This is a genomic window from Streptomyces rugosispiralis, from assembly GCF_024505145.1.
Lineage (GTDB): Bacteria > Actinomycetota > Actinomycetes > Streptomycetales > Streptomycetaceae > Streptomyces > Streptomyces rugosispiralis.
Map to the genome: position 1 here is coordinate 39,559 of NZ_JANIAA010000017.1, position 21,359 is coordinate 60,917.

Genomic DNA, 21,359 nt, shown 5'->3' on the forward strand with positions numbered 1-21,359 from the left:
GGAAATGACTGACACGGGAACACACGGCCGTCGGCGCAGCGCGGCCTGGTTCGGTGCGGAGGGCCGGTCCGGGATGGTCTATCGGTCCTGGATGCGCAACCAGGGCTATACCAGTGAGGTGTTCGACGGCCGTCCGGTGATCGGCATCGCCACGACGTGGTCGGAGCTGGCGCCCTGCAACAGCCATCTGCGGCGGGTGGCCGAGTCGGTGAAGCGCGGGGTGTGGCAGGCCGGTGGCTTTCCGCTGGAGTTCCCCGCGATGGCGCTGGGCGAGACGCTGATGCGACCCACCGCGATGCTCTACCGCAATCTGCTGGCCATGGAGGCCGAGGAGCTGATACGGGCCAATCCGCTGGACGGTGTGGTGCTGCTGTCCGGCTGTGACAAGACCACCCCGGGGCTGCTGATGGCCGCCTCCAGCGTCGATCTGCCGGCCATCATGGTCACCGGCGGCCCGATGCTCAACGGCAAGTACCGGGGCGGGGATGTGGGCTCGGGCACCCAGGTGTGGCGGTTCGAGGCCGAGTTGGCGGCCGGGCGGATGACCCAGGAGGAGTGCTTCTTCGCCGAGGGCTGTATGGCCCGGTCCAACGGGCACTGCATGACCATGGGCACCGCGTCCACCATGGCGTCGATGGCCGAGGCGCTCGGTATGCAGCTCCCCTATTCGGCGAGCTGGCCGGCGGTGGACTCGCGGCGGTACGAGACGGCGCAGCGCGCCGGGCAGCGGATCGTGGCCATGGTGGAGGAGGATCTGCGGCCGTCTCAGATCATGACCCGGGAGGCGTTCGAGAACGCGATCCGGGTCAACGCGGCCATCGGCGGCTCCACCAACGCGGTGATCCATCTGCTGGCCATCGCGGGACGGCTGGGGGTGCCGCTGGCTCTCGACGACTTCGACGCGCTGGCCCGGGAGGTGCCCACGCTGGTCGATCTGCAGCCCTCCGGACGGTTCCTGATGGAGGACTTCTGCTACGCCGGTGGGCTGCCGGTGGTGATGCGCGAGCTGGGCGCGCTGCTGCACCCGGAGCCGACCACGGTGACCGGCCGTACGGTGGCGGAGAACGTCGCCGACGCCGAGTGCTGGAACCGCGAGGTGATCCGGACGCTGGACGACCCGTTCCAGGAGGCCGGCACCGGCACCGCCGTACTGCGCGGCAATCTCGCGCCGAACGGCGCGGTGATCAAACAGTCCGCCGCATCGCGCCGTCTGCTCACCCACCGTGGCCAGGCCCTGGTGTTCGACACCCCGGAGGACTACCTCGCCGTGCACGCCGACGAGGATCTGCCGGTGGACGAGAACACCGTGCTGGTGATCCGGGGCAGCGGCCCGCGCGGCTATCCGGGCATGCCCGAGGTGTCCAATGTGGTGCTGCCGCCCAAGTTGCTGCGCAGGGGCGTCGAGGACATGGTGCGCATCTGTGACGGCCGGATGTCCGGCACCGGCTTCGGCACCGTGGTGCTCCATGTGTCCCCCGAATCCGCCGTCGGCGGCCCGCTCGCGCTGGTGCGCGACGGCGACTGGATCACGCTGGACGTCCCGGCGCGTACGCTGACCCTGGACGTGGGCGAGGAGGAGCTGGAGCGCCGACGGGCCGCCTGGGAGCCCCCGCCGCCGGTCGCCGACCGGGGCTGGAGCAGGCTGTACACCGAGCATGTGCTGCAGGCGGACCAGGGCCTTGACCTGGACTTCCTGGTCGGCGGCAGCGGACATCCGGTGCCCCGAGAGTCCCACTGACCGCCGACCACTGACTCTCACGGTCGTGTGGTGGTCCGCCCACGGATCACCACGCGGCCGTCCGTACGGTCACCACGCGGCCGTCCGTACGGTCACCACGCGGCCGTCCCGGTCACCACGCGGCCATCCCCACGGATCACCACATGACCGTCCCCACGGTCACCGCGCGGCCCGCCGTCAGTCGGCCAGGAGCCTGCGCAGCCACCGCAGCCGCGCCTCCCGGGCGTCCCGCGAGATGGCCGCCTGCGGTGCCATGCTGTCGAATCCGTGGAAGCCGCCGGCCCAGACGTGCAGTTCGGCCTGTCCCCCGGCCAGCCAGATGCGGCAGGCGTAGTCGACGTCCTCGTCGCGGAAGGTCTCGGCGGACGCCACGTCGATGAACGCGGGCGGCAGACCGGACAGATCCGCCGCACGGGCCGGTGCGGCGTACGGCGAGACATCGTCACCCCCGCGCGCGGCGCCCAGCAGCGCCGTCCACCCGGCCTCGTTGGCGGCCCTGTCCCACACCCCGACGCCGGTCAGCTGCCGGGCGGAGGGCGTGTCGTTGCGGTCGTCCAGCATGGGGCACATCAGCAGCTGCCCGAACAGGGCGGGGCCGCCGCGGTCCCGGGCCAGCAGGGCGACGGCCGCGCCGAGGCCACCGCCCGCGCTGCCCCCGGCGACAATGACGCGCCCCGGGTCGATGCCCAGCTCGGCGGCGTGTTCGGCCGTCCAGACCAGACCGGCGTAGCAGTCCTCGACCGGCCCCGGGTGCTGGGTCCCGGGCGCCAGGCGGTACTCCACGGAGACCACGGAGAGTCCCAGCTCCTGGGCGAGGTCGAGCATCTCCGGCATGCCGGTACGGTTGTCACCGACCGTCATGCCGCCCCCGTGGATGTGGTAGAGCGCGGGCACCGGAGTGGCCGCGTCCGCCAAACGGCAGATCAGCAGGGAGACGTCCGGCGCGCCCGCCGGGCCGGGGACGGACCGCTCCTCGACCCGGAAGACCCCGTCGCGCTCCAGGGCCTCGTTCGTCACCGGTGCCAGTCCGGGCACGTCCTCGGGGGGCGTCGCACCCGGATCGGCCCCGGATCCGCCGGGCGGCACGAGCTCATGGATGGCCGCGAGCGCCGAGGTGAGTTCCGGGTCGAACGGCGGCGGTGGTCCGAGCGGCGCCGTGGCCGTCCGTTCGGGCGAGGTGTGCTCCATGGTCGGCTCCCAGGGGGGTGGCAGGAAGAACTCCAATGGTCGGCCGCCCATTGCCTCAAGATCAGCAGCCACGCGGCGGATTGTATCCGGCCGGGTGGCGAGGCGGCCGGGGCGGCCTGACCCCCGGTCAGCCCGCTGCCGTTCCAGCCCCCGTCGGTCAGCCGTTCCAGCTCTCGTCGTACGGATCGCGCGGGGCCGGGACCGGCGTGGACCGGCTGACCTCGAGGTACGGAATGGCGCCACCGCCCACCGGGTCCTTGGTCCGCTTGCGGGTGTAGGTGCCGATGACCTGGAGCCAGGTGTCGGGCTGCAGCACCGTCGGCATCCGTCCGGTCAGGCCGATCTTGACGGGCTGGGCGTCGGCGGCACAGCAGTTGAGCGCCATCCGGACGAGGTAGGGGGCGCCGTGGCCGTCGAGCGCGACAAAGCCGGTGATCTTGACCCTCCGGTGCTCCAGGGAGCGACCGTGGTCGTACACCGCGCGCCCGGCGTAGTCGGCCACATTGAGCGGCAGCGGGTCCCCGGCGGGGAGGGCGGGGAAGCCCCAAGGGCGTTGCAGCGCCGTGCCGGTGTGCATGGCCGTGTACGAGCCGAGCGCGGGCGGCGCCACCAGGATGAGGGCGAACAGCGGGAGCACCAGGAGCCAGGAGACACGTGGTTCCCGGTGCGCGTGGCCGCCTTCGCCCTCCCCCGCGTCCTCACCGGCCGTGCGCGTCCGCCGCTCGTACCAGACGGTGGCGACGGCGGCCGCCATCAGGACGACACCGGCCGCGAGGAGCAACGGGCGCAGCCCCGCCTTCACATAGCGCAGATAGAGGTCGGTCGATCCGGCCCGCAGCACCGCCCCGCCGACCAGGAACAACACGATCGCCTGAGCCTTCCGGTTCACAGCAGCACCGCCCCGACCAGGGTCGACACCAGGACGGCGAGAACGAAGGTGGCGGGCGCGAACCGCAGCGCGAAGCCGCGGCCGAAGGTACCGGTCTGCATGGCGAACAGCTTCAGGTCGATCATCGGCCCGACGACGAGGAACGCCAGCCGTGCGGTGAGCGAGAATTGCGACAGGGACGCGGCCACGAAGGCGTCGGCCTCCGAGCAGATCGACAGCAGCACCGCGAGCACGGCCAGGGCCAGGATCGACACGACCGGGTCATCGGCGGCCCCGCGCAGCCAGCTCGCCGGGACCACGGCCTTGAGGGTGGCGGCGGCCATCGCGCCGACGACGAGGAAGCCACCGGCGTGCATCACATCGTGGCGCACGGACGCCCAGAACGCGGCGCCCTTGCCGTGGCCGTGGAAGGCGGGGCGGGCCGGTGGGCGCAGCCAGTCGGCCCGCCCCAGCCGCTGCCACAGCCAGCCCATCGCACACGCCACGAACAGACTCGCCACGAACCGGGCGAGCACCATCTGCGGCTGGCGGGGGAACGCGACGGCGGTGGCGGTCAGCACGATCGGGTTGATCGCCGGGGCGGACAGCAGGAACGCCAGCGCCGCCGCGGGGGTGACGCCCCTGCGCACCAGCGCCCCGGCCACCGGGACGGAGGCGCATTCACAGCCGGGCAGCACCGCCCCGGCCACGCCCGCCACCGGCACCGCGACGGCGGGACGCCGCGGCAGCGCGCGGGCGAAGAACGACGGCGGGACGAACACCGCGATGAGCGCCGACAGCAGCACCCCGAGCACGAGGAAGGGCAGGGCCTGGAGGACCACCGCGGTGAACACGGTCATCCAGCTCTGTGCCACCGGGGCCGACAGCGCCCGGCGGACCGGCCCCTGTGCGACGACCACCACGAGCAGCAGCATGATGAGGCCGAGGGAGGAATCGAACCGCCCGCCCCGCGGATCGCCCGCGTCGCGGCGATCGGCCGCGGTCGGGGCCGCTTCGGTCGTGGTGGTCACGGGTGAGGTACCTCCGGCGTCGAGGGTGTGTGGCGCGGTTCCCCGCCCCCTCCAGTACGCCGGTTCGGCCCCGTGTGCTCACCGCGGCCGCCATGAACCGGAAGTCGTCCGCCGCTCGGCTCAGCCCAGGCTCACCCACGTGCCCAGGTCGGCGGAGCGGGTCATGGCGTCCAGCACGGTGGCGCTGTGCACGGCGTCGTCCAGGGTGGCGCCGTGGGCCGTGCCCTCGGCGATGGAGCGCAGGAAGTGGTACGCCTCGATCACCTTCAGATCGTCATAGCCCATACCGTTGGCCGAGCCGGGCTGGAAGGCGGCGTACTCACCGTGCCCGGGGCCGACGTACACGGTGGACACGGGCTGGTCCTGGTACGCGGTGCCGCGGCTGACGCCGAGTTCGCCCATGCGCCGGAAGTCCCAGAACACCGCGCCCTCGGTGCCGTGGATCTCGAAGCCGTAGGTGTTCTGTTCGCCGACCGAGACCCGGCACGCCTCCAGCACCCCGCGGGCACCGGAGGCGAAGCGCAGCAGACACGAGACGTAGTCCTCGTTCTCCACCGGGCCCAGCTCGCCGCCGGTGGCCCGGGTGTGACCGGCGGTGGCGCCGGTGGGCCGGGCCCGTTCGGGTACGAACACGGCGGTGTCGGCGGTCAGCGCGTCGATCTCGCCGAGCAGGAAGCGGGCCAGGTCCACCCCGTGGGAGGCGAGGTCGCCCAGCACTCCGCTGCCGCCCCGCGCACGTTCGTACCGCCAGGTCAGGGCCCCTTCGGGGTGGGCGGCGTAGTCGCTGAAGAGGCGGACGCGGGCGTGGGTGACGGTGCCGATCTCCCCGGCGGCGATCAGCGCGCGGGCGGTCTGGACAGCGGGTGCGTTGCGGTAGTTGAAGCCGACCGCGCCCTGGACCCCGGCCTCGGCCACGGCCCCGGCGACCGCGCGGGCGTCGTCGGCGGTGAGCCCGACCGGCTTCTCGATCCAGATGTGCTTGCCCGCACGGGCCATGGCGACGCCGATCTCGCGGTGCAGGAAGTTCGGCGCGGCGATGCTCACCGCCTGGACCCGGGGGTCGGCGGCCACCTCCTGCCAGTCCCGGGCGGCGGTGGCGAAGCCGTACCGCCCGGCGGCCTCCTCGGCGCGGCCGGGCACCTCGTCGGCGACGGCGACCAGTTCGGGCCGTACGGCCAGTTGCGGGAAGTGGTGCGGCAGCCGGACGTACGCCTGGGTGTGCACCCGTCCCATCCAGCCGAATCCCACGACGGCGACCCCGAGCGTGCTCACCATGACTGCCCTTCTTTGGACCGTTCCAGATCTTTCCCGACCCACACTGAAAGCCATCCCCGCAGGTGTCAACCCCCTTTGACAACCGCATCCACCCTGTGGAACGGTCCAGACCATGAGACCACCGACGATCCGCGATGTCGCCGAACGGGCCGGAGTGTCGAAGTCGCTGGTCTCCCTGGTGCTGCGCGGCTCCCAGCAGGTGCGCCCCGAGAAGCGGCGGGCCGTCCTGGCCGCCGTCGAGGAGCTCGGCTACCGGCCCAACGCCGCCGCGCGCAGCCTCAGCGAGCGGCGCACCCGGACCGTCGGAGTGCTCCTGAACGATCTGCGCAACCCCTGGTTCGTGGAACTGCTCGACGGCCTCAACTCCGAGCTGTACGCGAGCGGTCTGCGCACCCTGCTGGCCGACGGCCGGCTCAACCGGCGGCTCGGCGAGGACCTCACCCACACCTTCACCGAGCTGCGGGTGGACGGCCTGATCGCCGTGGGCACCCTCCCGGACCCGGCGGCGGTGCGCACGGCGGCCGCGCGGGTGCCCACAGTGGTCGCGGGCACCCGCGAGCCCGTGCTGCCCCATGTGGACATCGTCGCGGGCGACGACGAGCTGGGCGCCCGGCTGGCCACCGAGCACCTCATCGGCCTGGGCCACCGGCACATCGCCCATATCGCCGGGCAGGGCGTGGTGGGCGCACTGCGCCGCCGTGGCTTCGAGGCGGTCATGCGCGAGCACGGCCTGTCCGCGTCGGCGACCGTGGAGCAGGGCGATCTGACCGAGGAGGGCGGCTACCGGGCCACGGTCCGGCTGCTGGGCGCGCCGCACCGGCCCACCGCCGTCTTCGCGTTCAACGACATGGCCGGGGTCGGCGCCCTGTCGGCCGCCGAGGAGCTCGGCCTGCGGGTGCCGGGCGACCTCGCCCTCGTCGGCTACGACAACACCTATCTCGCGCGGCTGCGCCATCTGTGGCTCACCACCGTGGACAACGCCGGTCATGACATCGGCCGCCGCGCCGCGCGCCGGCTGCTCGACCGGATCGCCGACCCCGCGCGCCCCGGCGAGGTGGCCCTCACCGCCCCGGTGCTGGAGGTCCGCGGCACGACGGCGCCGCCGCGTTCGGCGGACTGAGAGCCGGTGCCATATCCCCGTCGCGCACCGGCCATTGACGCCCCGTAGGTCCCCTGCCTATCGTCCGTTCGAAGTACTGAGCAGTGTCCGATATTTCGAACATTCTGCGGTACAGGAGTCGCCATGCGAACAACGGGACGTATCAGACGGGGCCCCGGCCTCACCGTGAGCGCCCTGCTCACCACCTCGCTCGCCGCCGCGTTGCTCACCGACCCCACGGCCGCCGGGGCCTCCTCCGCGGCCGTGACCGACTACTCGATCACCGTCGATCAGGACCGCGCGGGCCCGGAGATCGACGACGCGATGTACGGCGTCTTCTACGAGGACATCAACCGCGCGGCGGACGGCGGGCTGTACGCCGAGCTCGTCCAGAACCGGTCCTTCGAGTACGACACCGCCGACAACGCCTCGTACACCCCGCTCACCTCGTGGACCGAGACGGCGACCGGTGGCGCCACCGGCACGGCGCGCGTGGTGAACGACGCGGCCCGGCTCAATGAGAACAACCGCGCCTATCTGCGGCTTGACCTCCGCGGGGACGGCGGCGGCGCCGGGGGGGGATACGGCGTCACCAACTCCGGCTACAACACCGGCATCGCCGTCCGGGCCGGAAAGAAGTACGACTTCTCGGTCTGGGCCCGCACCGACAACCCCTCGGGCACCCCGCTGACGATCGGTCTGCACACCGCCTCGGGCGCCACCGCGCTCGCCACCCCGCTGCGCGCCACCGTGCGCGGGGACCGCTGGACGAAGTACACCGGGACCCTCACCGCGCGAGCCACGGACGCCACCGGACGGCTCGCGGTGACCGCGGGCGGTGGCGGCACCGTCCGGCTCGACATGGTCTCCCTCTTCCCCCGCGACACCTACAAGGGCCACCCGAACGGGCTGCGCAAGGACCTCGCGGAAAAGATCGCCGGGCTGAAGCCGGGCTTCCTGCGCTTCCCGGGCGGCTGTCTGGTGAACACCGGAAGCCATGAGGCGTACGAGGCGCCGGGCTGGGAGCGCAAGCGGTCCTACCAGTGGAAGGACACCGTCGGCCCGGTCGAGGAGCGGCCCACCAACGCCAACTTCTGGGGCTACAACCAGTCCTACGGCCTCGGCTACTACGAGTACTTCCAGTTCGCCGAGGACATCGGCGCCAGACCGCTGCCCGTGGTGCCCGCGCTCGTCACCGGCTGCGGCCAGAACAAGGCCACCGACGACCCCGAACTGCTCAAGCGCCACATCCAGGACACCCTCGATCTGATCGAGTTCGCCAATGGGCCGGTGACCTCCACCTGGGGCAAGAAACGGGCTCAGATGGGCCATCCGACCCCCTTCGGCCTGGACCGGCTGGAGGTGGGCAACGAGGAGAACCTCCCCGACGCCTTCTTCGAGCGGTTCACCGAGTTCCGCGAGGCCATCGAGGCCAAGCACCCGGAGATCACGGTGATCAGCAACTCCGGACCCGACGACAGCGGTGTCACCTTCGACCGCGCGTGGGAGCTGAACCGCGCGGCCAAGGTGAAGATGGTCGACGAGCACTACTACAACAGCCCGCGGTGGTTCCTGGAGAACAACAACCGCTACGACTCCTACGACCGCCAGGGCCCGAAGGTGTTCCTCGGCGAATACGCCTCGCAGGACAACCGCTTCTCCAACTCCCTCGCCGAGGCCGCGTACATGACCGGCCTGGAGCGCAACGCCGACGTGGTCGAGATGGCCTCCTACGCCCCGCTGCTGGCCAACGAGGACTACGTCCAGTGGCGGCCGGATCTGATCTGGTTCGACAACGCCGCCGCCTGGGGCTCGACCAGCTATGAGACCCAGAAGCTGTTCATGAACAACGTCGGGGACCAGGTGGTGCCGAGCCGGGCGTCCGCCACCCCGTCCCTCCCCTCCGGCCCGATCACCGGCGCCGTCGGCCTGTCCACCTGGGCCACCAGCGCCGCGTACGACGACGTCCAGGTCACCTCGGCGGACGGGGCCACCCTGCTCAGCGACGACTTCTCCGGCGGCGACGGCAAGTGGACCAAGGCCACCGGGACCGGCTCCTGGCAGGTGCGGGACGGCGCGTACGTCCAGTCCGACACCGCCGCCGAGAACACCATGGTCACCGCGGGCGACAGCGGCTGGCAGAACTACGACCTGAAGCTGAGGGCCACCAAGCGCGCGGGCAGCGAGGGCTTCCTCATCGCCTTCGGGGTCAAGGACACCGGCAACTACTACTGGTGGAACCTCGGCGGCTGGGGCAACACCCGGTCCGCCGTGGAGAAGGCCACGGACGGCGCCAAGCAGACGATGGCCGAGGACGGCACGAAGATCGAGACGGGCCGGTCGTACGACGTGCGGATCGAGGTCCGCGGCCGCCAGGTGACGCTGTACCTGGACGGGAAGAAGTGGGGTTCGTTCACCGACGACCAGGTGGCCGAGCCGTTCCGCCAGGTGGTGACCCGCGACAAGGCCACCGGTGAGCTCATCGTCAAGGTGGTCAACGCCCAGGACGCGGCCGCCCGTACCCGGATCGACCTCGGCCGGGGGGTCAAGGTCCGGCGGACCGCACGGCTGACCACGCTCCAGGGCGACCCGGACGCGGTGAACACCGCCACCGATCAGCCCATCAAGCCGAGCAGTTCCACATTCGACGGTGTGGGCACCACCTTCGACTACACCTTCCCGGCCAACTCCATCACCTTCATGCGGATCGCCACGCGGAAGTGAGGCGGGCTCGCGGCCGGTGACCCGGTCGGTCGCCGGCCGCGGTCTCATCCGCGGCTTCGACCGCCGAGCGCACCGCCCGGCGCGCCCACCGCCAGGCCGAGGACGACCATCACGACAATGTGAACGATGAGGGGTAATTTAATTCAGTCGCTTGACTTAAGCGTGCCCCATGGGGTTGCCTGATCTTGTCGATGACCGCCCGGCCCCGGAGCGAGGGAGAGCGTCGTGACTTCAGGAGATGGCGAGCGGTTACAGGTGCCGTCCGGCCCGCGGTTCACCCGGCTGCCGAACGCCGCAGACGCGGCCCGCGTGCCGGACAGCGAGTCGGACGGGATGTCCGACGCGAAGCCGGTGACCACCGGCCGGGCACTGCCGGTCGCCGGGCCCGAGGGCCTGGCCGTGGGCGGGCCCTGCTGCCTTCCGGTGCGGTGGTGACCATGGCGGACCGGGCCGTACGGCACGAGCGGGCCGATGCCACGCGTGGGGCGATCCTCGCCGCCGCGGAGCGGCTGTTCGCCGAGCGCGGGGTGTACGCGGTCTCCAACCGCCAGGTCAGCGAGGCCGCCGGGCAGGGCAACAACGCGGCGGTCGGCTACCACTTCGGCACCAAGGCCGACCTGGTGCGGGCGATCGCCCGGCCACACGCCGAGCAGGTCGAGCGGTTGCGCCTGCGGATTCTGGGCGAGATCGGCGACTCCACCGACGTACGGGACTGGGTGGCCTGTCTGGTGCGTCCGGTTCTCGAGCATCTGGCGGAGCTGCCCAGCCCGACCTGGTACGCGCGGTTCTGCGCCCAGGTGATGACCGACCCGGCGCTCCACGAGATCATGACCGATGAGTCCCTGGCCTCTCCGGCGCTCCAGCGGACCGTCGAGGGGTTCAACCGGTGTCTCCCCGAGCTGCCGCTCGAGGTGCACATCGAGCGCGGGGCCATGGCGCGCCAGCTGATCCTGCACATATGCGCCGAGCGGGAACGCGCACTCGCCGAGAACACCGCCACGCCCCGGTCCAGCTGGCACGACGCCGCCACCGGCCTGATCGACGGGATCGTCGGGCTGTGGCTGGCGCCCGTCACCCGCTGACGGGGGACAACGGGGGTTCCACCACACGCCTCAAACGAATTGAGGGAGCGATGACCAGCACAGTGAACCCGGTGGACGAGCGCGCCGCGCGGGCCCCGGAGTTTCCGATGGCCAGGGCGGCGGGCTGCCCGTTCGACCCGCCCCCGGCGCTGCGGGACCTGCAGCGGGAGGGCCCGCTGGCGAAGGTCCGCCTCTGGGACGGCAGCACCCCGTGGCTGGTGACCCGGTACGCCGATCAGCGGGCGCTGCTGGGCGACCCGAGGGTCAGCGCCGACATCTACCGGCCCGGCTACCCCCGCCAGGCCCCCATGCCGCCCGGAGGTATAGGGGTCAGCTTCATCCTCAAGGACGACCCGGAGCACGCCCAGCTGCGGCGGATGGTGACGGCGCCGTTCGCCATCAAGCGGGTGGAGGCCATGCGGCCCGGTGTGCAGAGGATCGTGGACGATCTGATCGACGAGCTGCTGGCCGGTCCGAACCCGGTGGACCTGGTGGAGGCGTTCGCCCTGCCGGTGCCCTCGCTGGTCATCTGTCAGCTGCTCGGAGTGCCCTACGCCGACCACGACTTCTTCCAGGACAACAGCAAGGTCATCATCAACCGGGATGTCACCCCCGAGCAGCGCTCGGCCGCCCATGGCAACCTGATCGAGTATCTGGACGGCCTGATGGGCGAGAAGATGGCCCATCCCGTGGAGGATCTGCTGTCCGGTCTCGCCGAGCGGGTCACGGCGGGCGAGCTGTCCCGCAACGAGGCGGCGCAGATGGGTGTGCTGCTGCTGATCGCGGGTCACGAGACCACCGCGAACATGATCGCGCTCGGCACTCTCGCCCTGTTCGAGCACCCCGAACAGCTCGCGCTGCTGCGCGACACCGACGACCGCCGGCTGATCGCCTCGGCGGTGGAGGAGCTGCTGCGCTATCTGCACATCACCCACAGCGGGCGGCGCCGGGTGGCGGTGGCGGACATCGAGATCGGCGGGGAGGTCATCCGCGCGGGCGAGGGGCTGATCCTCGCCAATGACATCGCCAACCGCGACCCCGGGATGTTCGCCGAGCCCGACCGGCTGGACCTCCGGCGGGACGCCCGCCGCCATGTGGCCTTCGGCTTCGGGGTGCACCAGTGCCTGGGCCAGCCGCTGGCCCGGATGGAGCTCCAGGTCGTCTACGGCACCCTCTACCGCCGTATCCCCACCCTGCGCCCGGCCACCGAGCTGGAGCGGATCCCGTTCAAACACGACGGATCGGTCTACGGCGTCTACGAACTCCCCGTGGCCTGGTGACAGACGTCTACGAACTGCCCCTGACCTGGTGACGAAGGAGTAGACCCGCCGCCGCGGGCGGCGGCGGCCCGGCCGCCGCCGCCCGCGATCGCCGCGCCACCCCCGGCGGCGTCCGCCGCTCCCCCGTCACCGTCACACGGTCATTGGCCGCGCCAGATGTTGTCGTAGGCCGCTTCCTCGATGGCCCGCCGCTGCCGCTCGGCCTCCAGCTCCATCACGGCGTCGTTGACGGCGGCGAGCACGGTCACGGTCGCGTCGCCTGCCGTGCCCGCGGAGTCTTCCGCGGGGTCCTCACGGATGCCGATGGCCGCCGCGAGGTTCGCGAGGACCGGCTCGTCCGAGGCCCAGCGGTCCATCGCGTGGCGGCGGGCGGGCGAGTCGACCGGCACCGCCTGACCGGCGCGGAGCGGCAGCCAGCCGTGGCGCCGCCGGGTGATCTGTCCCGCCTCCTCCAGGGCGTCCAGATAGGCGGAGGACAGACCGCGGCCCCTGCGCCACAGCCAGTCGCCGACCGGCTCGTGGGGCGGCCGGCGCACGAGGGACGCCGCGGCCTCGTCCAGCAGGCGATCCCCGGTCGGCGGGCAGAGCCCCGGCACGATCCGCTCGTCCTCGATCGTGAGCGCCTCGGTGCCGAGGAGGTCGATCAGCTCGGCTCCCGCGAGCGCGAGCGACAGGTCGCCCCGCTCCAGGGGGCGGATGGGTGCCACGTCCAGGGTGACGATCAGCAGGTCCCGCGGTGTGGTCATCAAACGCTCCGCTCGCCGTTCCTCGCCAACGATACGTTCCGAAGCCCGAGGCTGTCCGCCGACGTGCCTGCCGGTACGCCATGTCAGCGGCCGCTCAGGAGCCGGTGGCCCCCCAGGTGTGGGCCAGCGCGGCCGCCTCGCCCCGCGAGGTGACACCGAGCTTCTCCAGGATGTTCGCCACATGGAACTTCACCGTCGACTCGCTGATGTGAAGCTCCTGGGCGATCTGCCGGTTGCGCCGTCCGCGGGCCAGCCGCGCCAGCACCTCCAGCTCGCGCGCCCCCAGGACGTCCAGCGGATCCGCGCGGGCCGGCTGCGGCGGGCCGAGCGGCACGGTGGCCGTCACCGTGGTGCCCCACTCCGGGACCGCGTCCACGTCCAGCCGTCCGCCCAGCGCGGCCAGCCGCTCCCCGACCCGGCGGGCGTCCAGGGCGGTCCGCCGCAGGACGCCGGGGCCGTCGTCCCGTACGGTGGCGCGCAGCTCGCCCTCGCCGACCTTCCAGCCGATGTGCACGCGGTGCACCGGGCGCGGCGCGCCGGCCCGGCCCGGTCCCTGCTCGTCCAGCATGGCGTGCACCACGGCCCGCACCACCGCGCGGGCCGTATTGGCCACATCAGCGGCGAGCAGCCGGTCCGCGCCCTCCTCGGTGCCGGGCGGACCGAGGTCCAGCCGTACCGACAGGCCGCGCAGCTCCGGGCGGAGCGATTCGGCGAGCCGGGCGAAGGCGTCACCGGCCGGTTCCTCCACCAGCGCCTGATCGCGGTCGGTCCGGGCGCGCAGCTCGGCCAGGGCGCCGACGGCGAGGTCCACCGCGCGGGCCCGGGCGGTCCGGTCGTCCAGATCGCGGCCGCGCAACACGCCGAGCAGGGCGGACAGGGCGGCGCCGTGGGCGTCGGCCAGTTCGGCGATGGCCGTGGCCCGCGCCGCGGCGGCGGCCCGCGACTGGCCCAGCGCCCCGGGCACCGCCTCGAAGGCCATCCGGTCGCGGTGGGCGGTCACCAGGTCCCACAGGGCGCGGGCGGCCGCCAGGTCCTCGGCCGGGACGGGGGTCTCCTCGGTCCGTACGAGGACGAGCAGCGCGCCCCGTGCGGTGGCGTCGCTGTGCACGGCCAGCACGGGCACCTCGGCCCCGGCCATCCACGCCCGGCCCTGCCACGTTCCCTCGGCGCGTGCCACCGGGGCGACGGCGGCCAGCTCGGCGGAGGTGATGGCGGTTCCGGGGTCGCCGGGCGGGTCGCCATGGGCCTTGAACGGTGAGTGCGGGCAGTTGCCGGAGAGCTCGGCCATCGCCTGGTGCCCGATCGCCTCGGAGAGCGCGGCGGACAGGCGCGGCAGGATCTCGCCCAGGGGCGCCCGGATCACATCGACTGCGGCCGTGAGGTCCATGTCCGTCAGCGTAATGGGCCCGTCCCGCGGCCCCGGCTGTCCCTCCGGCCAGGTGGAACTGGCCGAAGGAACGGCCGGGGCGGGGCATGTCCCGGCCGACGATGGCGTTGTCGATACAAACATGCCCCCTCCACAGGGCTGACGGGAGTGAGTGAGATGAAGGCGATCGTCTACGAGGAGTACGGCGGCCCCGAGGTGCTGCGGCTGAAGGAGACGGAGGAGCCCCATCCGGGTCCCGGGCAGGTGCGGCTGAAGGTCGAGGCCGCCGCCGTGAACCCCCTCGACTACAAGATCCGCCGTGGCTGGATGCCGCAGATGGGCCCCTCCGCGTTCCCCGCGATCCCGGGTTCGGAGGCGGCCGGGGTGGTGGACGAGGTCGGTGCCGGGGTCACCGGTGTGTCGGTGGGCGATGAGGTGCTGGGCTGGACGGACACCGGGGCCTACGCCACGTACGCGCTGGCCACCGATGTCGCCCCCAAGCCGGCCGGACTCGACTGGGAGACGGCCGCGGCGCTGCCCGTGGCCACCGAGACCTCGGCCCGCGTCCTGGACCTGCTGGGGCTGAAGGAGGGCGAGACCCTGCTGCTGCACGGGGCCGCCGGAGCGGTCGGCGGAGTGGGTGTCCAGCTCGCGGTGGCCCGTGGCGCCACCGTCATCGGCACCGCGTCGCCCGCCAACCACGACTATCTGCGCTCGCTCGGCGCGATCCCGGTGGCCTACGGCGAGGGCCTGGCCGACCGGGTGCGCGCCGTGGCGCCGAAGGGTGTCGACGCCGTCTACGACGCGGCCGGCCAGGGCGCCCTGCCCGTGTCGATCGAGCTGCGGGGCGGCACGACCGACCGCGTCGTCACCATCGCCGACCCCGCGGCCGCCGATCTCGGTGTCACCTTCTCCGGGGGTGGCGGCGACCGCCCCGTGGAAGCCATCGCCGACTACGCCCGGCTCGCCGCGGAGGGCCGGCTGCGGGTGCCCGTGGTGCGGAGCTTCCCGCTCGCCGACGCCGCCGAGGCCCATGAGCGGAGCGAGACCGGCCACAGCCGCGGCAAGCTCATCCTGCGGCCCTGATGAGCGCCGCCGCGGCCGCGGCCGCTGTCGTGGCCGCAGGCGTCGCCTAGGAGGCCGCGTTCATCAGGTCCAGTGCGCTGTGCTGTCGTGCCGCGTCGGTCTTGTCCAGCGGTCCCGGCCAGCGCAGTCCGTACTGGTCCAGGGCGTTGCGATCGGCGGCGTAGGCGCGGTCGGCCTGCCGTTTGAGGTAGGCCGTGTAGGGGTGGTCGGGCAGGGCCGTGTTGAGCTTGGCCAGCCCCCGCACATGGGCGCCCTTGAACGACGGGCCGTCGGCCCCGCAGTCGCCGGTCTCACAGGGGTCTCTGAGGATGCCGTCGGCCGTGTTGAGCTGGGACGACGTGGTGGCGGCCGTGCCGATGCGACGGGCCGTGTCGAGCACGGAACCGTCACCGGTCGCCCGGTACAGCTCGGTGAGGCCGCCGAGCAGCACACCCTGGTTGTAGGACCAGACCGCGCTGCCGTTGTTCTTGCAGGTGCCCAGGTCGATGCCGTCGTTGACCAGGTTCGAGGAGTTCACCATGCCGGTGCCCTGGAACCAGCTCCACTCCGCCTTCGCGCGCTGGAGATAGGCGGTGTCGCCGGGGATCCGGTTGTGCAGGGCGGCGTTGAGCTGGAGGTAGAGGGAGTTGGCGATGGCGTTCTTGTACGTCTTCGCCGTGCTCCACCACACCCCGCCGCCACAGGTGGAGTCCCAGTAGGAGGCCATGTAGTCGGCGTCGGCGCGGGCGGTGGCGAGATAGCGGGAGTCCCCGGTGAGGTCGTAGGCGGCCACCCAGGCCAGCCCCCACCAGCCGGTGTCGTCGATGTAGTCGTTGCGGAACTGCCCGCCCTGCGCGCCGAGGTTGAGGTCGTAGGTGCGGGCGATCGCGTACTCGTAGCTGCGCATGCCCGTGACGCGGATGTTGTCGATGACGGCCGTGAGGGCGTTGGCCGAGTTCCACCAGCCGGTGGTGGAGAACAGCCCGGTGCCGTACGAGTAGAACGCCATCTGGGCGGTGGCCGCGGCCGTACGGCGGTCCCATGCGTTCCAGGTCGTACGGGCCCAGGGCGTGCACGCGATGTCGGCGCGGTCACCGGCCTTGCCGCAGGCCCGCAGCGCGCCGATGCCCTGGGCGCCCCAGTCGTCCACGTTGTACATCAGGGTACGCCAGCCGCGCTGCCCGGCGGGGATGGCGGTGTTGCCGAGGCGGCTGCCCGAGGACCAGGTCCGGCCGCCGTCGAACGAGCGGTCCAGCCACACCTCGTCACCGGGGCTGCCGTTGTCGATGGAGGCCCAGCCCATCGCATCGGTGTCGTCGAAGTGCAGGGCGATGGAGCGGGAGAAGAGGGTGGCCGTGACGGGGGTGCGGGTCTGCGGGGCGAGCGCCGGATCGCGGGCGTCGCAGTACTTGTTGCACACGGTGGCGGAGGGCGCCGCTTGGGCCGTGGCCGGGAGGAGCTGGGGAGCCAGCAGGGCGAGTGCTCCGGTGGCGAGTGCGGCCAGGCGGGTGCGCAGCGGTCTCTTGCGTCTCATGCCGTGCCTCCTCCCGGCCTAGTTGAAGGGGTCCAGGGTGATGGACGCCTGCTGCGGATTGCCGTCGTGGACGAGCGACTCGTGCCGGCCGACGTCGTCGAAGGCGAAGGCGTACGCCTTTCCGTCGGCCATCTGGCCGTGGATGGCGCGGGCGTAGTGGTTGGTCACGCCGTCCCTGTAGAACCCGGAGTCACTGGTGTCCGGCTGGTTGGGGTTGGTGAGCAGCGTGGTGCGGTTGTAGCCCGCGCACAGGGTCCGCGAAATCGGGCCGCGTACCTGGTCGTTGGGTGCGTCGAGGCGCTTGTAGCAGCCGAAGACGGAGTCGGAGTCCGGCTTCTGGAAGCTGGTGACCACGGCTCCCGAACCATTGGTGAAGTTCATGACGTCGCCGGAGACCCGCCCGAAGTACTTGACGTTCGGCCGGTCGGCGAAGGGCGTGACCGTGAGAGTGGAACCGGCGTACTTCTGCCACACACGGTTGATGTAGTCGTCCATCGCGTTGGCGGGCAGGGCGCCCGCCTCGATGCCGTGCCCGGGTGACAGGGCCCGCAGCACGGTGCCGTCCGGACGGGTCTGGATGAGCTTGCCCCAGCCGCCGCCCTGTGCCCGCAGCGCGTTGAGGACGCCGTTGTAGCCGCCGGCCTTGAGGTGCCCGGCGGTCTTCGTGCTGCCGTCGGCGCCCTGCACGCCCACCGCGTACGGCGCGGAGAACATGTCGACCTGGGTGCTGTTGATGTACAGCCCGGAGTCGTCGAGGGTGAACTCACTCCAGTTGAACAGGATGTTCCGATTGGGGTCGGAGGGGTTCTGCACGGCGGGCTGCACCAGACCGCCGGTGGTGAGCCTGAAGTCGATCTTCTGGCCGTAGGAGAAGTAGACCCGGCCGGAGAGCTTCGGGATGCGGATCGTCAGGGACTGGCCGTTGGCCGGTCCGGCGATCGACGCGTCGGGAGCGGGGGTGGGCGGGTTGCCACCGGCGGGCCAGGGGTGGAAGGTCCCGGAGGCGTCGGCCCAGCCCTGCTGCCCGGTCGAGAGCAGGGTGCCGAGCGTATAGACGTAGATCTGGTCGCCGCGCCCGGAGTTGTTGGTGAACTTCAGCGGGATCGTGCTCGGCACGGCCGGCCGGGCGGACGCCTCGGGGGCCAGTGCGGTCATGCCGAGGGCCAGGAGTAAGGCCGACGCCCAGCAGGGCAGGGTCCGGAATCGGGTGGAGACGCGTCTGGACATACGTCACCTCTCGCACGGCCGATGGGCCGCGTCAGTGGGGGAAATGAGGAGTGCTGGTGAAGCCGGGGTGCGGGGGGGTGCGAGGTCATCATGGCAGCGAACATGACACTGGTCTAGACATACTCACGGGCCGGCATCAGCGCCCGGCCGGGTGGAGAGCCCCGAGCTCACGGGCGCCTGCCGGGTCGAGGTCGTCCCGCTTGGCACGCAGCTCGTCGGTGTCCGGATGGCCGATCTCGAGGGCGATCTCCAGGGCCTGGCACCGGGCGCCACGGGCCGCGTCCAGGTCGCCCGCGGCCAGCTGGGTGTCGCCGAGATGGTTCAGGATCTCGGTCTCGTTGTACCGGTCGCCGAAGCCGCGCACCAGGCGCAGGGCCCGGTCGTAGCACGTCACGGCGGCGGGGTACTCGGCCAGGTGGTGATGGGCGTAACCGAGACTGTCCCACGCCCCGGCCTCGGCATGCCGGTCCTCGATCTCCTGGTTCACGGACACCGCCTGGGCGCAGTAGTCCAGCGTCTGCCGGTAGTCGCCCAGTACGGCGTGCACCCACCCGACGTTGTTGAGCGCCAGGGCCTCCCCGGCCCGGTGGCCCGCCTGCCGGTAGAGCGTCAGCGCCCGTTCGTTGTGACCGAGCGCGTCCCGGTGGCGACCCAGCCGGCCGCAGACCCAGCCCAGGCCACGGTGAACATGTGCCTGACGGACGGGATCGCCCACCCGCTCGTAGAGGTCGAGGGCGTGACGGAAGTGGCGGTGTCCCTCGTCGAGGCGGCCCATCTGGGTGTGGCAGTTGCCGAGGCCGCGGTGGGCGCCGGCCTGCCACGCCGGATCGCCGAGCCGCCGGGCCGCACCGAGGGCGATGCGCTGGACGGCGGCCCAGTCGTGCCAGTGTCCGCGGTAGTCGAAATAGGTCTCCAGGTTCCTGGCCAGCCGCCAGGCGCCCGCGTCGAGACCGGCATCGGTCGCCAGGTCGACCACGCCCAGCAATACGGCGTGCTCGGCCGTGAACCAGCCCAGCGCCGCGGCCCGGTCCGCCGGCTCCTGCGGACCGGCACCCGAGACGGCGGGAGGCAGGGGGACGCGGTCCCGGTGCGGGTCCAGCAGCCCGGCCGCGCGATCGGCGGTGTGCAGATAGTGCTCGACGACACGGTGCCGGGCGGCGCTCCGATCGGCCTCGGAGTCCACGGTGTGGGCCAGTTCGGCCGCGTAGGCGCGAAGCAGGTCGTGCAGCGTGTACCGGCCAGGTGTGACCTCGTCGACCAGATGCACCCGGGCCAGCTCGGCGAGCGGGGGGCGCACCCGGGGAACCGGGAGACCGGCCAGGCCCGCCATGGCCGGGAGAGAGAGGTCCGGTCCGGGATGGAGGCCGAGCAGCCGGAACAGCCGTGCGGCGTCCGTGCCGAGCGCGTGGTACGACCAGGAGAACACCGCCCGTACGTCGGTCGCGGTATCGCCCCCGCTGAAGACGTCCAGGCCGAGCTGGGTGTCGTGCAGCTCCGTAGCGAGCGTCCGCAGGGGAAACCGCGGGGTCACCGCGACCCTCGCGGCCACGACCGCCAGCGCCAGCGGCAGCCCCGCGCACGCCGCGGCGATCGCGTCGAACGCCTTCGGGTCGTCCCTCCGCCGGACCCGCCGGAGGTGCCGCTCCAGAAGCAGCCACGCCTCGCCGTCGGTGAGCGGGTCCACCGCGCAGGGTCGTGCCCCGTTGGCGGCGACCAGTCCGGTCAGCCGGTCACGGCTCGTCACCAGCACCACACAGCCGCCCATGCCGGGCAGCAGCGGCCGCACCTGGTCGGCGTCGCGGGCGTTGTCCAGCATGATCAGCATCCGGCGGTCGGCGACCAGCGACCGGTACAGCCCGGCCTGCGCCTCCGGATCGGCGGGCATCTCCTGCGGATCCACGCCCAGGGCGTCGAGGAAGCCGCGTACGGCCGCCGCCGCGGGCACGGGGCCGGCGGCGGGAGCGAACCCGCGCAGGTTCACATACAGTTGCCCGTCCGGGAAGCGCGGGAGGTTGCGATGGACCCAGCGCAGCGCGAGCCAGGTCTTGCCCACTCCGCCGACACCGCTGATCGCCGCGATGACGTGGGTGCCTTCCCCGTCGGCGGCCTCGCACAGCTCGTCGAGCGCGGCGAGTTCCCGCTCACGGCCGACGAACGTGACCGGCGGTGCGGGGAGTTGCTGAGGCACCGGCTGCGGCCGCCGCCGCGGCGTCATGACCGCCGCGGCCGGGGCGAGGTCGAGCGCCGGGTCCGCGGTGAGGATCCGCTGGCGCAGGCGCTCCAGCGGCGGGCTGGGATCGAGCCCCGTCTCCTCGGCCAGCCGGCGCCGGATGCGCTCATGGTGCTCCAGCGCCTCGGTCTGGCGCCCGCACCGGTACAGGGCCAGCATCAGTTGCCCGGCCACCCGCTCGTCCAGCGGATGCGCCTCGGCGCGGGCGGCCAGCTCGGGCAGTGCCCGACTGTGCTGTCCCAGCCGCAACCGCACGTCCATCAGATCCAGTTGCCCGGTGAACCGCTCGGCCTCGAGCACCGAACGCTGAGCGTTGAACCAGGGCGTGTCCGCCCCGGCGAACGCCTCACCCCGCCACAGCCCCAGGGCGGTCTCCCACAGCGCCGCCGCCTCCTCCCCACGGCCGGCCGCACGGGCCCGGCCGACCGTCTCATGGAACCGCAGCACGTCCACCGCGTCCGTCTCCGCCGCCAGCCGGTAGCCGCCCTGCTCGCGCACCAGCTCCGCTCCCGTGCCCGCCAGCGCCTGCCGCAACCGGGACACATACGCGTACAGCGCCTCCCGGCCGCGCCGGGGCACCCTCACCCCCCACACCCGGTCCACCAGTGGCCCCGTGGGCACCACCCGTCCCGTGTCCACGGCCAGTGCCGCGAGCACCAGCCGCTGCCGTGCGTGCCCCACGTCCACCGGCGTCCCGTCCCGCCACACCGTTATGGCACCGAGCACGCCGAATCGCGCCCCCATGCGTTTCCCCCGTTGTGTCGTAGCCCCCGCACCGACCACCTGTGTATGACAGTCGGCGCAATACCGAGTCAACAACTCCCCAAGGTACGGGGAGGACTTCCCGGTATGGAAGGGACATCACGACGGGGAACGCGAACCGGGCTCGGAGTGGGTCACCGCCGG

The 21,359-nt window shown here is 72.3% G+C and carries 16 protein-coding genes; 7 read left to right on the forward strand and 9 right to left on the reverse strand.

Annotation, left to right across the window (positions count from 1 at the left end):
- The first annotated feature begins 4 nt into the window (after positions 1–4).
- Positions 5–1,738: an IlvD/Edd family dehydratase gene (locus tag NP777_RS24125; RefSeq protein WP_256652272.1), complete on the forward strand. Its 1,734-nt coding sequence runs from the start codon at positions 5–7 to the stop codon at positions 1,736–1,738.
- Between the two features lie 177 nt (positions 1,739–1,915).
- Here the strand turns inward: NP777_RS24125 and NP777_RS24130 are convergent, their stop codons facing one another.
- The 4 genes from NP777_RS24130 to NP777_RS24145 all read right to left on the reverse strand — a co-directional run bounded on the left by NP777_RS24130 (position 1,916) and on the right by NP777_RS24145 (position 6,100).
- Positions 1,916–2,926 carry an alpha/beta hydrolase fold domain-containing protein gene (locus NP777_RS24130; protein ID WP_256652377.1) on the reverse strand — a complete coding sequence of 337 codons (1,011 nt, stop codon included), beginning with the start codon at positions 2,924–2,926 and terminating at the stop codon, positions 1,916–1,918.
- A gap of 157 nt (positions 2,927–3,083) precedes the next feature.
- The gene (locus NP777_RS24135; RefSeq protein WP_256652273.1) at positions 3,084–3,815 is read right to left on the reverse strand and encodes a TIGR03943 family putative permease subunit; all 732 of its coding nucleotides are present in this window, start codon (positions 3,813–3,815) and stop codon (positions 3,084–3,086) included.
- The gene (locus NP777_RS24140; protein ID WP_256652274.1) at positions 3,812–4,825 is read right to left on the reverse strand and encodes a permease; all 1,014 of its coding nucleotides are present in this window, start codon (positions 4,823–4,825) and stop codon (positions 3,812–3,814) included. Before NP777_RS24140 ends, NP777_RS24135 begins: the two co-directional genes overlap by 4 nt.
- A 120-nt stretch (positions 4,826–4,945) precedes the next feature.
- Positions 4,946–6,100, reverse strand: coding sequence for a Gfo/Idh/MocA family protein (locus NP777_RS24145; protein WP_256652275.1), 1,155 nt, complete (start codon positions 6,098–6,100; stop codon positions 4,946–4,948).
- Positions 6,101–6,212: 112 nt separating this feature from the next.
- Here NP777_RS24145 and NP777_RS24150 point away from each other — a divergent pair, with 112 nt between their 5' ends.
- The 5 genes from NP777_RS24150 (at position 6,213) to NP777_RS24170 (ending at position 12,285) form a co-directional block, all read left to right on the forward strand.
- Positions 6,213–7,220 carry a LacI family DNA-binding transcriptional regulator gene (locus NP777_RS24150; RefSeq protein WP_256652276.1) on the forward strand — a complete coding sequence of 336 codons (1,008 nt, stop codon included), beginning with the start codon at positions 6,213–6,215 and terminating at the stop codon, positions 7,218–7,220.
- 123 nt (positions 7,221–7,343) lie between these two features.
- Positions 7,344–9,923 (forward strand): alpha-L-arabinofuranosidase C-terminal domain-containing protein, encoded by a 2,580-nt coding sequence (locus tag NP777_RS24155; RefSeq protein WP_256652277.1) that lies wholly within the window; start codon positions 7,344–7,346, stop codon positions 9,921–9,923.
- Between the two features lie 225 nt (positions 9,924–10,148).
- Entirely contained in the window at positions 10,149–10,358 is a 210-nt protein-coding gene (locus NP777_RS24160; protein WP_256652278.1) for a hypothetical protein, read from the forward strand.
- 2 nt (positions 10,359–10,360) lie between these two features.
- On the forward strand, positions 10,361–11,005 hold the full coding sequence (locus NP777_RS24165; protein ID WP_256652378.1) for a TetR/AcrR family transcriptional regulator: 645 nt from the start codon (positions 10,361–10,363) through the stop codon (positions 11,003–11,005).
- A 50-nt stretch (positions 11,006–11,055) separates the two neighbouring features.
- A complete protein-coding gene (locus NP777_RS24170) occupies positions 11,056–12,285 on the forward strand; it encodes a cytochrome P450 (RefSeq protein WP_256652279.1) in 1,230 nt (409 codons plus the stop codon).
- A 140-nt stretch (positions 12,286–12,425) separates the two neighbouring features.
- Here the strand turns inward: NP777_RS24170 and NP777_RS24175 are convergent, their stop codons facing one another.
- Together NP777_RS24175 and NP777_RS47785 are read right to left on the reverse strand one after the other, a co-directional pair.
- A complete protein-coding gene (locus NP777_RS24175; protein ID WP_256652280.1) occupies positions 12,426–13,031 on the reverse strand; it encodes a GOLPH3/VPS74 family protein in 606 nt (201 codons plus the stop codon).
- 94 nt (positions 13,032–13,125) lie between these two features.
- Positions 13,126–14,418, reverse strand: coding sequence for a response regulator transcription factor (locus NP777_RS47785; RefSeq protein WP_305890078.1), 1,293 nt, complete (start codon positions 14,416–14,418; stop codon positions 13,126–13,128).
- A gap of 156 nt (positions 14,419–14,574) precedes the next feature.
- On the opposite strand from NP777_RS47785, the gene NP777_RS24185 reads away from it, so the two are divergent.
- The gene (locus tag NP777_RS24185; protein ID WP_256652379.1) at positions 14,575–15,483 is read left to right on the forward strand and encodes an NADP-dependent oxidoreductase; all 909 of its coding nucleotides are present in this window, start codon (positions 14,575–14,577) and stop codon (positions 15,481–15,483) included.
- A gap of 46 nt (positions 15,484–15,529) precedes the next feature.
- Here NP777_RS24185 and NP777_RS24190 read toward each other — a convergent pair whose 3' ends face one another.
- The 3 genes from NP777_RS24190 to NP777_RS24200 all read right to left on the reverse strand — a co-directional run bounded on the left by NP777_RS24190 (position 15,530) and on the right by NP777_RS24200 (position 21,197).
- On the reverse strand, positions 15,530–16,996 hold the full coding sequence (locus NP777_RS24190; RefSeq protein ID WP_256652281.1) for a glycoside hydrolase family 76 protein: 1,467 nt from the start codon (positions 16,994–16,996) through the stop codon (positions 15,530–15,532).
- Positions 16,997–17,014: 18 nt separating this feature from the next.
- Complete coding sequence (locus NP777_RS24195) at positions 17,015–18,223, reverse strand: glycoside hydrolase family 64 protein (protein WP_256652282.1); 1,209 nt, start codon at positions 18,221–18,223, stop codon at positions 17,015–17,017.
- Positions 18,224–18,359: 136 nt separating this feature from the next.
- Entirely contained in the window at positions 18,360–21,197 is a 2,838-nt protein-coding gene (locus NP777_RS24200) for an AfsR/SARP family transcriptional regulator (protein ID WP_256652283.1), read from the reverse strand.
- Positions 21,198–21,359 lie beyond the last annotated feature (162 nt).

What these genes read in the sequence shown, in the direction of transcription:
- NP777_RS24125 (WP_256652272.1), top strand. Translation starts at nt 5, where the DNA reads ATGACTGACACGGGAACACACGGCCGTCGGCGCAGCGCGGCCTGGTTC.
- NP777_RS24130 (WP_256652377.1), bottom strand. Translation starts at nt 2,926, where the DNA reads ATGGAGCACACCTCGCCCGAACGGACGGCCACGGCGCCGCTCGGACCA.
- NP777_RS24145 (WP_256652275.1), bottom strand. Translation starts at nt 6,100, where the DNA reads ATGGTGAGCACGCTCGGGGTCGCCGTCGTGGGATTCGGCTGGATGGGA.
- NP777_RS24150 (WP_256652276.1), top strand. Translation starts at nt 6,213, where the DNA reads ATGAGACCACCGACGATCCGCGATGTCGCCGAACGGGCCGGAGTGTCG.
- NP777_RS24155 (WP_256652277.1), top strand. Translation starts at nt 7,344, where the DNA reads ATGCGAACAACGGGACGTATCAGACGGGGCCCCGGCCTCACCGTGAGC.
- NP777_RS24165 (WP_256652378.1), top strand. Translation starts at nt 10,361, where the DNA reads ATGGCGGACCGGGCCGTACGGCACGAGCGGGCCGATGCCACGCGTGGG.
- NP777_RS24170 (WP_256652279.1), top strand. Translation starts at nt 11,056, where the DNA reads ATGACCAGCACAGTGAACCCGGTGGACGAGCGCGCCGCGCGGGCCCCG.
- NP777_RS24175 (WP_256652280.1), bottom strand. Translation starts at nt 13,031, where the DNA reads ATGACCACACCGCGGGACCTGCTGATCGTCACCCTGGACGTGGCACCC.
- NP777_RS47785 (WP_305890078.1), bottom strand. Translation starts at nt 14,418, where the DNA reads ATGGACCTCACGGCCGCAGTCGATGTGATCCGGGCGCCCCTGGGCGAG.
- NP777_RS24185 (WP_256652379.1), top strand. Translation starts at nt 14,575, where the DNA reads ATGAAGGCGATCGTCTACGAGGAGTACGGCGGCCCCGAGGTGCTGCGG.
- NP777_RS24190 (WP_256652281.1), bottom strand. Translation starts at nt 16,996, where the DNA reads ATGAGACGCAAGAGACCGCTGCGCACCCGCCTGGCCGCACTCGCCACC.
- NP777_RS24195 (WP_256652282.1), bottom strand. Translation starts at nt 18,223, where the DNA reads ATGTCCAGACGCGTCTCCACCCGATTCCGGACCCTGCCCTGCTGGGCG.
- NP777_RS24200 (WP_256652283.1), bottom strand. Translation starts at nt 21,197, where the DNA reads ATGGGGGCGCGATTCGGCGTGCTCGGTGCCATAACGGTGTGGCGGGAC.